The organism is Streptomyces sp. S.PB5 (assembly GCF_030403745.1).
Classification (GTDB): Bacteria; Actinomycetota; Actinomycetes; order Streptomycetales; family Streptomycetaceae; genus Streptomyces.
Genome location: NZ_JAQMWP010000018.1, coordinates 106,354 through 120,739, shown reverse-complemented (window position 1 = coordinate 120,739; position 14,386 = coordinate 106,354). Strand labels below are relative to the sequence as shown.

Annotated in this window: 12 protein-coding genes and 1 pseudogene; 5 read left to right on the top strand and 8 right to left on the bottom strand. The window is 68.5% G+C overall.

Annotated features, from left to right (window positions below; genetic code table 11):
• Positions 1-148: 148 nt before the first annotated feature.
• A complete protein-coding gene (locus tag PH203_RS37605; RefSeq protein ID WP_289926090.1) occupies positions 149-2,374 on the bottom strand; it encodes an MMPL family transporter in 2,226 nt (741 codons plus the stop codon).
• A gap of 5 nt (positions 2,375-2,379) precedes the next feature.
• Positions 2,380-2,595 carry a hypothetical protein gene (locus tag PH203_RS37600; protein ID WP_289926087.1) on the bottom strand — a complete coding sequence of 72 codons (216 nt, stop codon included), beginning with the start codon at positions 2,593-2,595 and terminating at the stop codon, positions 2,380-2,382.
• A 242-nt stretch (positions 2,596-2,837) separates the two neighbouring features.
• Here PH203_RS37600 and PH203_RS37595 point away from each other — a divergent pair, with 242 nt between their 5' ends.
• Together PH203_RS37595 and PH203_RS37590 are read left to right on the top strand one after the other, a co-directional pair.
• Positions 2,838-3,248 (top strand): SUKH-3 domain-containing protein, encoded by a 411-nt coding sequence (locus PH203_RS37595; protein ID WP_289926220.1) that lies wholly within the window; start codon positions 2,838-2,840, stop codon positions 3,246-3,248.
• A 12-nt stretch (positions 3,249-3,260) separates the two neighbouring features.
• Positions 3,261-3,496 (top strand): annotated as a pseudogene (locus tag PH203_RS37590) (IS5/IS1182 family transposase); the annotation flags it as partial.
• 301 nt (positions 3,497-3,797) lie between these two features.
• Here the strand turns inward: PH203_RS37590 and PH203_RS37585 are convergent.
• Positions 3,798-4,466, bottom strand: coding sequence for a response regulator transcription factor (locus PH203_RS37585; RefSeq protein WP_289926085.1), 669 nt, complete (start codon positions 4,464-4,466; stop codon positions 3,798-3,800).
• On the bottom strand, positions 4,441-5,622 hold the full coding sequence (locus tag PH203_RS37580; protein ID WP_289926219.1) for a sensor histidine kinase: 1,182 nt from the start codon (positions 5,620-5,622) through the stop codon (positions 4,441-4,443). The genes PH203_RS37585 and PH203_RS37580 overlap by 26 nt, the downstream gene beginning before the upstream one ends.
• Positions 5,623-6,150: 528 nt before the next feature.
• On the opposite strand from PH203_RS37580, the gene PH203_RS37575 reads away from it, so the two are divergent.
• Positions 6,151-7,026 carry a hypothetical protein gene (locus PH203_RS37575; protein ID WP_289926084.1) on the top strand — a complete coding sequence of 292 codons (876 nt, stop codon included), beginning with the start codon at positions 6,151-6,153 and terminating at the stop codon, positions 7,024-7,026.
• A gap of 7 nt (positions 7,027-7,033) precedes the next feature.
• Here PH203_RS37575 and PH203_RS37570 read toward each other — a convergent pair whose 3' ends face one another.
• The gene (locus PH203_RS37570) at positions 7,034-8,485 is read right to left on the bottom strand and encodes an ROK family protein (protein ID WP_289926082.1); all 1,452 of its coding nucleotides are present in this window, start codon (positions 8,483-8,485) and stop codon (positions 7,034-7,036) included.
• Positions 8,486-8,779: 294 nt separating this feature from the next.
• Between PH203_RS37570 and PH203_RS37565 the strand changes: the two genes are divergently transcribed.
• Positions 8,780-9,832: an ROK family protein gene (locus tag PH203_RS37565; RefSeq protein ID WP_289926081.1), complete on the top strand. Its 1,053-nt coding sequence runs from the start codon at positions 8,780-8,782 to the stop codon at positions 9,830-9,832.
• Between the two features lie 383 nt (positions 9,833-10,215).
• On the opposite strand, the gene PH203_RS37560 is transcribed toward PH203_RS37565, so the two are convergent.
• From PH203_RS37560 to PH203_RS37550, 3 genes are all read right to left on the bottom strand, one after another.
• Positions 10,216-12,069, bottom strand: a complete 1,854-nt coding sequence (locus PH203_RS37560; protein WP_289926080.1) for an RICIN domain-containing protein — start codon at positions 12,067-12,069, stop codon at positions 10,216-10,218.
• Positions 12,070-12,136: 67 nt separating this feature from the next.
• Entirely contained in the window at positions 12,137-12,271 is a 135-nt protein-coding gene (locus PH203_RS37555) for a hypothetical protein (RefSeq protein ID WP_289926079.1), read from the bottom strand.
• 138 nt (positions 12,272-12,409) lie between these two features.
• Positions 12,410-13,438, bottom strand: a complete 1,029-nt coding sequence (locus PH203_RS37550) for a LacI family DNA-binding transcriptional regulator (protein WP_289926077.1) — start codon at positions 13,436-13,438, stop codon at positions 12,410-12,412.
• Positions 13,439-13,842: 404 nt separating this feature from the next.
• Here PH203_RS37550 and PH203_RS37545 point away from each other — a divergent pair, with 404 nt between their 5' ends.
• Positions 13,843-14,112, top strand: coding sequence for a hypothetical protein (locus PH203_RS37545; protein ID WP_289926075.1), 270 nt, complete (start codon positions 13,843-13,845; stop codon positions 14,110-14,112).
• The last annotated feature ends 274 nt before the right edge of the window (positions 14,113-14,386 follow it).

Sequence of the window (14,386 nt, the reverse complement as noted above, 5' to 3'; positions counted from 1 at the left end):
ACAGACCACTCTTCGGTGGCCCACTGGTACCGAGGTACCAGTGGGCCACCGTCACCAGGAGCACGACCGTCGGGCGAGCTTCCCCGAGGGTGCCGGGCGGCTCGCGCCGCCTGCTCGACGTGCAGCGGCGATCAGGGCAATCCGCCGATCAAGGAACGGCGGTCACCTTGGCCGCCGACGGGCTGTCCGCAGGGGCTTCGAGCGTCACCTTGGGCAGCCACCGGGCGAGCGGGGCGGGCAGCCACCAGGCCCACCTGCCCATCAGCTGCATGAGGGCCGGAACCATCAGACAGCGGATGACCAGCGCGTCCATCAGAATCGCCACCGCAAGCCCCAGGCCGAACTGTTGGAGCATTCGGTCGGCGCTCAGCATGAAGGCGCCGAACACCACGATCATGATGGCGCCTGCCGCCGTGATCACCTTGCCGGTGGAGGCCAGTCCTTCCCGTACCGCGAGGGAATGGTCCTTCGTACGTTCCCACTCCTCGTGCATTCGCCCGACGAGGAACACCTCGTAGTCCATGGAGAGCCCGAACACGATCGCGAAGATCAGCACGGGGAGGAAGGCTTCGATCGGGCCCGGCTGCACCCCGAACAAACCGTGCTGGAACACCAGGGTCATGGCGCCGAGCGCGGCGGCGATCGAGATCAGGTTCAGCAGCGCTGCCTTGAGGGGGATCAGGATCGACCGGAAGACCATCATCAGGAGCAGCGACGACAGCCCGACCACCACGGCGATGAAGATCGGCATCCGCTTGGAGACGGTCTCCGAGAAGTCCTGGGAGCCTGCGACGGCGCCGCCCACCAGGACCTCGGCACCGGTGTCCTGCTCGAGTTTCGGGGCCAGGTCCTCGCGCAGGTGGTGCACCAGGTCGGCGGTGCCCTTGTCCTGCGGTGACGTCGTCGGGTAGACGAACACGGTGGACAGAGCGCCGTCCTCGGAGGGCACCGCGGGGCTGGCCGCCGCCACCCCCTCGGTCTTGGCCAGTGCGGACGACACGGCCTTGCCGGCCGCCGCGTCTCCTTGCGTGAGGACGATCAGCGGACCGTTGAAACCCGGGCCGAAGCCCTCGGTGAGCAGGTCGTACGCCTGCCGGGACGTCGTGGTCCTCGGATCGTTGCCCGCGTCGGCGAAGCCGAGCCGCATGCCCAGAGCCGGTGCGGACAGCGCCAGCAGGGCGATGGTGGCGGCCACCAGAGCGGGCAGCGGCCGCCGCTGTACCGCCGAGGCCAGGGCCCTCCAACGGCGTCCTTCGGCCTTGCCCTTGGCCTCGGTCCTGGCCGCGTGCTTGAGCACATGGCGCTGGATGCGCCTGCCGAAGACCGCCAGCAGTGCGGGCAGCAGGATCAACGAGGCGGCCATGGTCGTCAGCACGGTCAGCGCCAGGGAAAGGGCCACCCCCTGCAGGGAGCCGAGACCGAGAGCGACCAGCCCCAGCAGGGCGATGATCACCGTGCAGCCGGCGAAGAAGACCGTACGTCCTGCGGCGTCCAGGGCCTTACGGGTGGCTTCGGCCGGCTCGGCGCCGTCGGTGAGTTCCTGCCGGTAACGGTAGAAGATCAGCAGGGCGTAGTCGACGCCGACGCCGAGCCCGACGAGCATCGTGATGGGCGGCGTGAAATCGGCGATGGTGAAGACGTGCGAGGCAAGGACGATCAGACCGAGGGCCGAGCCGACCGCGAAGAGAGCGGTGACCAGCGGGACGGCCGCCGCCACCAGGGAGCCGAAGAGCAGCCCGAGGATGATCACAGCGGCCACGATTCCGGCCATTTCCGCGACCGGGGCTTCCTTGTCCTCGGCGCCGCGCACGGCTTCGCCACCGAGCTCGACCTGGAGACTGCCTGACTCGATGCCCTGGGCGGTTTCGATGATCTCGGCGACCTCCGCCTTCGGCACGGACTCGGCCTTGCCGTCGAGCGTGACGGTGGCGTAGGCGATCGTGCCGTCCTTGGACACCGCAGAGGCGTCGGCGTAGGGACTGCGCACCTCGGCGACGCCCGGCAATTGCTTGACCTCGGCCAGCATCTTCTCCACGGCGGCCTTGGGCTCGTCAATGCCCCGGGTGTCCTTGAAGACGATCTCGACACTGTCCCCGGCCTGGTCCGAACCGTGCTTGGTGAACAGGTCGGTGGCCTTCTGCGAGTCGGTGCCCGGCAGCGCGAAGTTGTTCTTGTACGCGGCGCCGGCGGCCGTCGAGCCCAACGTGACGACGGCCAGGACGGCCACCCAGAGCAGCAGGGCGGCCCAGCGGTGGCGCTGGGCCCAGTCGGCCAGGGCACCGAACCGGCCGACGCGCGCATTCGTTCGCCGGCCTCCTCGGCCTGGTGGTGCAGGCGGGGCAAGGGGCGCGGGTGCGCCGCGGTTGGGAGACATGGTGACTACCTCGGATTCGAGCGTGAGTTGCCGGGCATGAGGAACGCGCCCACAACACCGCCGCACAGGGCAGGTACGCCGATCGCCAGGCCGACGAACAGGCCGTCGACCTCCAAGGCCAGGGCCCCGGCGGCCGAGACCAGCAGAATGCCGGCGGCAGCTCCGACGAGAGCACCGACGATCGCGGTCGTGACCCGTCCGGAAGAGTGAGGTGCGTTCATGCCTTTGATCGTGCAGGCGCGACCGGTCCGAAATCGTCCGTCCCGAGACGACACCAGGCGTACCCCGGCAGATGTATCCGACGCGGTACCCCGGAGGTAGGACGGCGCCCACGCGCGGACCGCCGATCGAAGGAGTGGCCCGTAAACGATCTCCGAGGCCTGTGTAGCCAACAACCCTGTCCATTGGTCGGGACGGGCGGCAGACTGGAGCAACAGACAAGGTCGAATGGGAGGGCCCATAGATCGCTGTTACGGACTGGACACGGCAGCTGACGGGAGCCGGGTTCGAACTCAACGACGTGGCGGTAGAGATCTGGGCCGAGTTCGGTGAGCTGACGATCAGGAGCTCCTCGTCCCGTGTCCCCGGTTCGCGCTTGCACGTGGACCCCGTCGACGCCTGCATCGACGCCGCCGAGGAAGCGGCCACGCTGGAGCGGCACTACGGAGAGAACTTCAGCCCCTTGGGCATGTGGTCGAGCCAGTTCCTCACATACATCTCAGCCACTGGTCGCGCTATTGCCGTGGGGCCGCACTGGCTTTGGCCGTTGGGCGCTGCCTTCATGGAGGCGTTGGCCTACGTGGTGGACGGCGATGGCGGCGTCAATCGTGAGGAACGGGCAGACTGGCTCGACAACTGCCGGTACGACAGGTGAGACGATCTTGCCGTGCCTAGTGTGATCAGAGCGTCGGTGTCCTCATGGATGGCCCCGTTCGCTGGGCTGAGCCCACGGCAGCACGAACCTGACGCTGCGGGAGCCGGCGCTCTTGTCCGACGTCTCGAAATCCGCGTCCGACCACATCGTCGACCACCTGGGGCCGGCGCTCGCGCTGCAGGCCCCTAGGCGGTTCGCTCAGGACACCGTGCTGATCGTGGACGGCACCCGTGCCCACGCGTGACCATGCGGATGGACGCACTGTCGCCCCTGTCTGCCAGGCGGTCCTTGCACTCGAGCACCGCGTGCAAGGGACAGAACATGCGTGCCGCCTCCGGGCCGGCGAGGTGGTCAGCCAGGTACAGGTTCAGGCGCCACGCGTGGTCGCGGGCATGCCGGGTCAGCGAATCCCCCGGACTGCCGCAGCGTGTACGGCCGCGCCCGTCCGGCACAGGTGCACCTGTACGAGGGCGGGTGCGCCCCGCGTGGGGCCGTAGTGACGTCCTGGGATGGAAGCGTGAGTGACCTGGCGGAAGAGGCCGGGCCCGCCTAATCCTCCAGCCAGCCGGGACTGACCATTCCGGACTCGTATGCCAGGACCACGAGTTGTGACCTGTCTCGTGCGCCCAGCTTCGTCAGGATGCGGCTGACGTGCGTCTTCGCCGTCGACACTTGCAGCACGAGCCGCTGGGCGATCTCGTCGTTCGTGAGCCCCGCGGCCACCAGCTGCATGACCTCGCGCTCCCGGTCGGTGAGCACATCGAGCCGAGGGTCCGGCTGAGGGCTCTTGGCCCGGACCGCGAACTCGGCGATGAGCCGCCGGGTGACCGACGGGCTGATCAGGGCATCGCCCCGGGCGGCGACCCGCACCGCGTGCAGCAGTTCCTCCGGCTCGGTGTCCTTCACCAGGAAGCCGGTCACCCCGGCGCGCAGTGCCCCGTACACGTAGTCGTCCAGATCGAAGGTCGTCAGGATGACCACCTTCACCGCCGCCAGCTGCTCATCGCCCGTGATCACCTGGGAGGCCTCCAGACCGTCCATCCCCGGCATCCGGATGTCCATCAGGACCACGTCCGGCTTCAGCTCGCGACAGGCTGAGACCGCGGCTCGCCCGTCCGCTGCCTCCCCCACCACCTCAATGTCGTCCTCGTCCTCCAGCACAGACCGGAACCCGGCCCTCACCAGCCAGTGGTCATCCGCCAGCAGGACCCTGATCATCGGCTGCTCCGCTCCATCGCTCTCCTGTGATCCCGTACGGCAGCCGGGCCCGCACCGCGAATCCGCCTTCCGGCCGTGGACCCGCGGCCAGTTCGCCCCCCAGTGCCCGCGCCCGCTCCGTCATGCCGGCAATGCCGCTGCCGCCTCCCGGCCGGCCCGGGCGGGCTGCCGGACCCCGGCCGTCGTCCTCGACGGCCACAGTCAGCTCCCGATCCCCGTAGGCGAGCCGGATCGTGACCTGTCCGGCGCCGCTGTGCCGGACCGCATTGGTCAACGATTCCTGCACGATACGGTATGCGGCCAGGTCGACTTGGGCGGGCAACGCACGCTCAGCCCCAGTCCGCTCGATCCGCACCGCGAGCCCCGCGAGCTTCGCCGAGGCCACCAGTGCATCGGCCCGGGCCAGACCCGGCGCGGGTGCCCTGGGCGCGTCCTCGTCGACTCGGCGAAGCACGTCGAGAGTGGCCCGCAGCTCCTGCAAGGTCTCCCGACTCCCCGCCTTGATGGCGCTGAGCGCCGCCTCAGCCTGCGCAGGATCCTTCTTCAACCGATGCAGGGCCGCACCCGACTGAACGTTGATCATCGAAATGTTGTGCCCGATCACATCGTGCAACTCTCGGGCGATGCGCAGCCGTTCCTCGGTGGCCCGCAGCCGCGCCTCCTCCTCGGCGTACGCCACGCGACCGTGCCGCACACTGCCGAGCGCCACGACGGCGACCAGCCAGCCGGTGAGCATGAACACCGCAGTACCCGTGACATCGCTGTGGGTCATGATGGCGCCCACGCCGACACCGATCACCATCGCCGACGCGATGGCGACGGCCAACCGCATCCGACCCTGGGCCGCGATGGCGTACAGCGCCACAATCGGGACCAGGACCAACGGCCCGTCGACGGCACTGAGTACGTAGTAGACCCCGGTGGCCAGCGCCGTGAACCAGCCCACCGTCGCCGGGTATCGGCGCCGGAACAGCAGCGCTCCGCACACCGTGACGATCAGCAGCCAGGACACGATCAGCGAGGGCATCGAGCCCTCGCCACTGCGCGGCCGCTGCCCCTCGGCGATCGCCAGCAGCACGAACGTCCCCAAAGCCAGCACGGCGTCAGCACAAGCGCCACGAGGCAGCCGGAAACGGGTCGGAGTGAGAGGCGCCACGCGTCCATTCTGCCCGTGATGCCGATCAAAGGTGGCCACCAGGGCGGGCTGGCAAAAGGGCGGGGTACTGGTGAGGCAATTGAGCACGACGGGCAACGGCCCGCTCCACTGCTTCCCATTTTGGCAGCCAGGGGACCCGCGGCACACAGGAACGTGGACCGCATCGCCGGCATTGTCCTTCGCTGATGCACGTCGGCGAGAACCTCGTTCGCGACGTGATCCACGCCTTCAACGAGCGGGGGTCCGATGCTCTGCACCCCATATGGAGCGGAGGACGCCGGGGTGATCGGCGAGCGGGTGCGTGAGCACATCCGCCAGATCGCCCGGACGTCCCCCGCCGACTGGGGCATCACCGGCTTTGCATCGCCGAGAAGCATGGCCGCGTGCACCGGATCCTGGCGTCATACGGTGCCCCGCAAGGGCAAGGCCTGGCGTCCCGCCGGCAGGCCCCGTCGGCTGCGGCCACCTACAATGAACGGGCCCCACGTCAAGCGCCTGGTGGAGCGTGGCCGCCGCCCTGACTCGACTGTGGGCCTGACGACTGGCACCACCGAGGACAACCGCGCCAGCCTCTCCCTCGCCGCGCTCGCCGAGCTCGACTCCGAGTACGGCGTCACTCGCCTGGGGCGCCAGGAGCTGGACGGCGTACTCCTCGAAGACGTCGAGGGCGCGCTGTGGAAGCAGTGGATGTTCGAGGTGGAGGGCTTCCGCGTCGCCCGTGCTGCGGTCCCGCCGCTCAACCGTCCGGTCGTCGCCGTCGACCCGGCGGTCACGACGACGGACTCCGCGGACCTGACCGCCTTCACGGTGGCCGACCGCTCCTACCCGCTGGAGCAGATGTATGGCGACCGCCGTCCCCGCGGCCACGTCCTCCACGCCGAGCAGGACCGATACACGCCGACGGCCGCGATGCGCCGCGCCGCCCTGTACCACGAGCACCAGGCGGACTGCGTGGTCATCGAGGCCAACAACGGCGGCGACTACCTCCCCGTACTCCTGGCCGAAGTGGACCCCACTGTGCCGAGTCGTCCACGCCACCCGCGGCAAGCGCGCCCGGGCGGCGCCGGTGGCGATGCTGTACGAGCAGTCGCACGTCAGCCACGCGGGCTCGCCGCGCACCTTCGCGGCATCGGAGGAGCAGATGACGACGTACGTCGGCGCCTCGGAGGCCTAGGAGAAGTCCCCGGACCTGTTCGGCTCCTGCGTCTGGGCGCTGAGGGACCTCTTCCTCGGCGGTTCCGTACCGGGCACGCCGTCACATCCCTCCGACAGCCGGCTCGCCGGTCGCCGCTAATCTCGCCCCCATCACGCCGCATCGTGCGTGGGGGCGCCGTGATCAACGGCGACCGAGTGATCAAACTCCTTCGGGGCAGCCAGGATTTCATCGACTTCCAGGAACCCTGATGGCATCTCACGTGGGATATCGCCGCTTGACATAGTCCGGGTCACGAGGCAGCAGGGCGGCGCCACGCCAGCCCCATTGGCGCATGTTGCCGAACTCTGAGTCGGCGACACGGCCTATGACATGGGAGCCCAGGTATCCCTTGAAGGAGAAGACGAAGTCCGGGTTGCCCTGAAGGAATTCGGGGATCGTCCCGCACAGGACGACATGCGGAAGGTCGAGGGCATCGAGGATCGCCGTGATGCCGACGCCGAAGAGCTGTCCGTACAGCTGCATCAGGCGTTTGAGGTAAGGGCGGAGGTCCGGGTCCGCGGCGATGGCGCGCAGAGCGGGGTCGTGTACGCCGTGCAGCACGCGGAGTAGGACCATGCCGGCTTTCTCGTGCGGTTCAAGTCCAGTGACGGTCGCCGCGCGTGCCGGGTCCCTCAGGAACTTCCTCTCGACCGCCGCCAGCTTCACCGCGTCCAGCGCCTCAGCGATGTGGCCGAGGCCGCCGATGCCAGCCATCGACTCAAAGTGGTAGCCCTCCTGACCGCAGGAGCACAGCCGAGGCTTCAACGTCTTGCCGCCCAGGACGAGTTGGTCACCGGCGTTGAGGTTGACGTGGCCCACCTCACCCGCGCGGAAGGTGGCGCCGTAGAAGATATGCCGGTCGAAGACCAGACCGGATCCCAGCCCGGTGCCCGCGAAGACGCATACGAAGTCCGTCCAGTCGACGCCTCGGGCGGTGATCAGCCAACGGGCGGCGCTGCGGGCGTCGTTGTCGAGGTGGATCACCTCCATTAGCGATTCGCGGTCCGCGGTCTGGAAGACCCGCTTGATCATGTCCCGGCCGCACTTCTTCAGCAGGTCGTCGGCGATGATCTGGGACACGTGTTCACCGGCCAAGAAGGGGACCCCTTGGACCGCCCCGTCGAAGTGGCCGCTGTTGGGCGCCACTCCGCCGGGTACAGCGACCCCGATCGATGCCACCTTGATGTGCTGACGGTCGGCGCGGTCGATCTGTTCGTACAGGGCGTCACCGAGCTTCTCGTACATGTCGTGGTGGTCGAACCGCTCCTGGTTGTCCGCCTTCTCCTTGAACACCACGTGCTCGGTCTCGTCCACCGGCCCGATCTGTAACGTCAGTGGCAGTCCAATGGTCTGCTCGGTCACATGCAGCAGGCCGACTTCCAGTCGACGCCGGCCGACGCGGCATCCGATGTGGTGAGCGGCCGACGTGGGTTTGCGTAACTGGGTGACGACCCTGCGCATGACCTCCTGGTTGGCGGAGATAGTACGGACGACCGCGATGGCCATGGCGAGGACAGCGACAAGCCCGAAGGCAAGCGCGGGAGCCCAGGTGATGACACCCGTGGCCACCGGCCCCACCCCGACCATCCAGCTGATGGCGGCAAAGACGCTGATGACGGCCAGCCGGGCCAGGCGCCTAGCCTCCTCCGGCCGTACGTCGTCCGTCATTCCGATGAGGCGATCCAACCAGCCGAACATGACGCTCCCCCGATCCCCCGGATGGTGCTCCCCCGGCGTACCGAATCCTGCGTATCCGGAAGCGCGTTCGGAGGGTTTGCGTGCTCTGCGCACTCTATTTATGAATGTACTAGTTAATGGTGAGGTCATGCAGGGGTCGTACGGCCCAAGCGAGGGGCGCCCCGGGACCCATTTGCCCCTGTCGCCGCGCACTCGAATGCGCCATGGTGGACACGGGGTTGGCGCCACCGGGGCATCCGGAGGCCGACGCATCAGGAGGCGAACATGGGCATCCGTGGCCCGTGGTACATCGTCGGTCTCGACAACGGCGGCACCACCAACAACGCAACCCTTCTTGACGATGCCGGGCGCTTCGGGGTGCCCGAGATGCTCGAGTCGCCGTGCCGGGTGAAGGAGGGACCCCGGGCGGCGTTGCTGGCACTGCAGGAGGCGTTCGACGAGGTGTTGCGGCATACCGGGACGGACCGCTCGTCCGTCATCGGCGTCGGCCTGGACACCCCCGGCCCGGCGAGTGCGGACGGTGTCATCTCGGCGAAGGGCGCGACGAATTTCGCGCACCCCGACTGGGCGGGCTTCGACTTCCGGGCCGCCTTGGAAGGGCAGCTCGGCCTCCCGGTGGTGTACAGCAACGACGCCAACGCGGCGGCGCTGTACGCCCACCACACCCATTTCGCCCAGTTCCCCGACGCAGGCTCCGGCAGCGAGGCGATGCACCGCTCCTCCGTCTCCGCGATCGTCGGCACGGGTCTGGGTGGCGGAGTCGTGGAGTCGGGCCGTGTTGTACGAGGCGCGAGCGGCATGGCAGGCGAGCTGGGCCACATCCGCATCCCCCTCGACGGCCTGCTGGCCGAAGGCCAGCCGCTCCCGCACTGCAACTGCGGCAAGGCCGGCGACATCGAGAGCATCGCGTCCCTGACGGCGATCGAACGCAACCTGCTCCCGTACTGGCTGACCCGCTACCCCGGCCACCCCTTGGCCGCGCTCGACGCACACCTAGCGGCGAAACAGCTCCGCTCCTACGCCGAACGAGACGACCCCCTGGCGCTGGCGGTCTTCGACCAGCAGGCCAAGGCCATCGGCGCCCTCTTCACCATCGCCGCCGACTTCACCGACCCCCACGCGTACTTCCTGGGCGGCGGAGTGGTCGAAGCAAGCCCGCACTTCCGCAACCGCCTTCTGACCCAGGTACGGCGCCATACGCTGCTTCGCCCTGAGCAAGCGGCCACGGCGACCTTCGCGGTGGTACCCGACCTGGACAAGGCGGGAGCTCGCGGGGCGGCAATAGCAGCGCGGGAGGTGTTACGGCCTGGAGGGTAAGGGGAGCGGTACAGGGGCTGCCGTCAATCCCGCTGCTGGATCACGCCGTGCGGTATCTGTCGCGTCGTCGGCCTCGGGGCGGGCGCTATAGGCGCTGAAGATCGCCGTTTCGCCTCCTCCGTCCCACGAAGCACGCCGAAATCCCCCTAGGCTGCGCCGCTCTTGAAACGGCTCAGGACTGGGAGTACGGCATGCGACCCCGGCGACAGCTGATCATCGGGTTCGATGTTGCTCAGAGCCCACAGACGGCTGGACCGGCGGGCCCATTGCCGGAGCGGATCAGACACAGTGGTGCAGGCGCGGTCACCGAGGCCCGTTGCGTCAGTGCGGCCGGCCCGGGCGGGGGCTCCCAGCACCTCGGGGAGCCCCCGCCCGGGGTCAGGTCAGCCCATGCCCTGGAGGCGCCAGATCTGGTTCTTCTTCCAGGTCAGGTCGCTCGCCGGGTCGCATGTCCACTGGTGGATCACCGCGCTGGGCGCGGTCGAGATCCCGCTGACGTCGACGCACTTGCCGCTGTGCACCGCGGCCAGTTGGTAATCCTTGCTGCTGCCGAGCGCGCTGACGGGCCTGAGGGTGAACATCTGGTTCGTGCTGCCGCTGCAGGTCCACTGGATGACGGCGGCACCGTCGGCGGTGGAAGCGCCCGAGACGTCCAGGCACTTACCGCTGTGCTCGTTCACGACGGTGTAGGTGTTCGCCCGGCCGGCGACCGGCCTGAGGTCGAGCATCTGCTGGTAGCCGCCCTCGCAGTGGTATTGCTGGTACTGCGTGCCGTCGGCGGTGCTGAGGTTGGTGTCGTCCAGGCACTGACCGCTGTGCTGTACCACCGCGACCGTGGAGACGGTCGTGTTGGACGGGGGCAGCAGCGTGACGGTGTAGCCGTCGGAGGCGTCCGTCCACGGCACGCTCACCGAGGCCGAGTTGCCGTTGACTGTCAGGGTCTGGTCGGAGACCGTCACAGGACCCGTCACCGCGCCGCCGCCGTTGTTCGGTATGCGCTGGACGATCGCACGTACCCGGCTGTTCTCCACCACCGAGGTGGTGTCGAGGCGGTTGAGGCTGACGGTGACGTTGCCGGTGTTGCCGTTGTTGCCCAGCAGGATCTTCGCGTTGCGAGCCGTGTTGTCCTTGGTCGCCAGCCCGTCGGTGTTCGCACCGGGCGTGAGGTTCACGATGTTCCCGGTCTGGGAGCCGTAGTACCGGTAGAGGAACCACTCACCTTTCGGCAGGTACTGGCCGGAGCTGTTCTTGGTGAGCAGATCGGCCGCGTAGTCGTGCAGGCTGGGACCCCCTCCCCAGTTGGAGCGCATGCCGTCGGCGCCGGCCCGCTCCAGACGGCTGATGAACCAGCCGCCGCCACCGGGGTTCTGGTGCTCGCGCCCGCCGTACTCGTTGATCTGGTACGGCCGGGTGTTGGTCAGGCCCGCGGCGGCGAGGGTCGAGTTGGCGTTGCTGACGGCCGTGACGGGGTCGTGCGGGATGGCATGCCAGCTGTAGATGTCGGGGGCGACGTTGCCCGCCTTGACGTGGTTCAGGAAGGTGGTCCACCAGGAGTTGGAGGAGCTGGGCGGGTTGGCGATGCTGGGGCCGACGATGACCTGCCCTGGGAGGCCTGCGCGCACGGCGGCATGGAAGCGGGACCACATCTGCAGGTACTGGCTCTGGGACCGGCCCCAGAAGCCGCTGAGGTCCGGCTCGTTCCACAGGTCCCACTCCACCGTCATGTTGTTGGCTTTGACGTCGGAGATGAGCTGGTTGACGAAGTTGTCGAACTGCGTCCAGTTGCCGTTGTCGCCGGGAAAGCCCGTGTTGGTGGTGCCGTCGGCGCCCCACAGGTCGTGCGGCAGGATGACGAAGGTTCCGCCGAGCGCCTTGGTGCGCTGGTACTGGGCGAGGGTGGCGTTCCAGCGGGTCCGGTATTCGGCGAGGCTGGTGGCGTAGCCGCCACCGTTGAGCTGCGCGCCGCCGGCCCGCTCGAAGTGCCACTTGATGTCTTTGAAGAAGTGGTCCGGCGGTTGCGACCCGTCGACAGTCAGCCCGTAGATCATGCCCGAGGCGCGGTAGGTGGGGGCGCCCCCGGCGGCGGCGAAGTCGACGGCGACACTGGTGTCCGCGGCCTGTGAGGGGCCGGCGGGCACCAGGGCCGTGGCCAGGGCGGCCAGGAGGACGGCCACGGACAAGGTCGCTCGGCGTCCGGTGCGGGTGGCGGCTCTGGGACGTGTCCAGGGCGATTTCATGCTGCGGCTCCTATGTGAGCGGGGCGGATGACCGGGGTCGGCTCTTGTCGAACTGCGGGTACGGGGCTCAGATCGTGTACGTGCCGCCGGCCGCGCCCTTCGCGTCGGCGCTATCCGAACCGGAGGAGCAGGCGGTGCCGGCGACGGCCATGAGGGTCGACGGGGAGACAGCGGCGAGAAGCCGTCTGGAGGAGCTGTGCATGGCGGGTCCTCGGTTTTCGGGCACACGGGTGCCGTGGGAGGAGTGACAGGGGGAAGCGGGCACGCCGAACGGTGGCGGTGAGGGATCGGTGCTCGGGGTGGAAGGCAAGGAAGGGAAGAAGCGAACGTCCGAGGAGGGTCAGGCCCCGGTGGAGGGTGTGCCAGCTGCGGGCCCTGTGCTGGCCCGCAGCGAGATCGGCGGCGTGAGCAGGTGGTGCCGTGGCGGTGTGCCGGGGTGGTCCAGCCGCTCCACCAGCAGTTCGACGGCGAGCCGTCCGAGGTCGGCGGCCGGTACGTCGGCGGCGGTGAGCTGCGGGGTCACCGTCTCCGCCCAGCGGCCGGCCACCACCCCGGTGACGGAGAAGTCCCGCGGGACATGGCGGCCCGCCCGGGCGAGCCCCCGGTAGATGCCGCCCAGGGCGGCCTCGTTCAAGGTCACCAGGGCGGTCGTGGCCGGATCGTCGTGCAAGATGCGTTCCACACAGGACTGCCCGGACGCGGCGTCGTCCCCGCAGCAGTACGTCCGGACCGTCAGCCCACGCTCGGCCGCGGCCTTGGTGAAACCGTCCAGGCCCCGCTGCGCGGACTCGTACCCGGCCCGCAGCAGCTGCTCCGGCCGGTTGACGAAGGCGACCCGGCGATGGCCGAGGTCCGCCAGGTGGTGCACGCACGCCGCCGCCAGGGCGGTGTGGTCCAGAGCCACCCACCAGCTGCCCTCGGGACGGGCGGTGCGCCCGATGGCGACGGAGGGGAAGCCCAGCTCGGCCAGGTGATCCACCCGGTCGTCGGCCAGCCTGATCTCCATCAGGATCGCGCCGTCGACCCGCCGCTCCCCCAACAGCCGCTGGAAGGAACGGTCGCTGTCCACGCCGCTGGGTGAGAGCAGCACGTCGTAGTCGAAGGCCGCAGCCGCCTCCACCACACTGCCGATGAAGTCCAGCTGCATACCCGTGTAGTGGTTCCCGGCCGGCGGGAAGACCAGCCCGATCGTGCTGGTCCGCCCGTTGGCCAGGGCACGGGCGCTGGCACTGGGCCGGTAGCCCAGCTCGTCGACGACCCGCTGGATCCTCCGCCGCGTCTCCTCCGACACCGGACGCTTGCCGCTCAGCGCATAGGACACGGTGCTCCGCGAGACACCGGCCCGCCGGGCGATCTCACCGATGTTCACGGGAACTCCTTGCTCGAACCGTTTCGATGCCGTGTGAAGCGGAACGTCCGGTCGCGTAGGTAGGTGGCGTGGGTACTGCGGTGAGAAGTCAACGATCACCGGTTGTCGAACCGGTTCGGTGAAGCGACGATAGAAACGACTCAGGGGGCTGTCAACGCCTGCGGCGAACCTTCTCGAAACAGACCTGTAACCCGAATGATCTGCAGACTCCGCTTGCCTCAGGGTATTGCTGAGATCTTTTCTCGCCGCTAGGTTTCTGCGAACCGGTTCGATGAAGCGATCCTTCCCAGGACTGGGGACCCGTTCCGCACAGTCCTTCGAGGTGGGGGGCGCCGTCACTCGGGGAAAGTCTTCTCTACGGCAAGAACGGCCACCTGACCGGCAAGGACAAGGAGTCGCTGGAGGTGTCCATACTCGCCCTGCACTTCCTTCCGTCCGCGCTGGTTCACATCGACACCCTGCTGCTTCAGCAGATCCTCGCCGCCCCGGTCTACGAGAAGTTCCAGTCCAAGACCGACAACCACGGGCTCACCGAGGACGCTCTCAGCATCGACGACATGCTCGATGCGATATCCCTCTACCGGTTCACCAAGGGCGGGCGCTTCGCGGCCCTGGAACAGCCCGAGATCCATGTCAGCGAAATCCGCACCGGCCTGCGCACCCTTCGTTCCTGACACCGACGCGCGAGGAAGCTGCCGGGATCCGAGGACCGACTGTGCGAACCGAACAGGCCCGGGATGCGGCGCAGGGGAAAGGAGGTCCGACTCGGTGTCGGGGCTACCACCACCCGGCAGTTCGGAATCGCGGTGCCCACAAGCTCGGTGGCCCTGGCGTCGCCTTCGCAGTCGGCCAGGGTGCGACCCCGTCAACGAAGCTGGTTTTCTCTGCAGTTGGCGCGCCTCCGCTCGTTGCCGCGCTCCCCCGCCCACCCCTTCCTCGTGGCTCGCA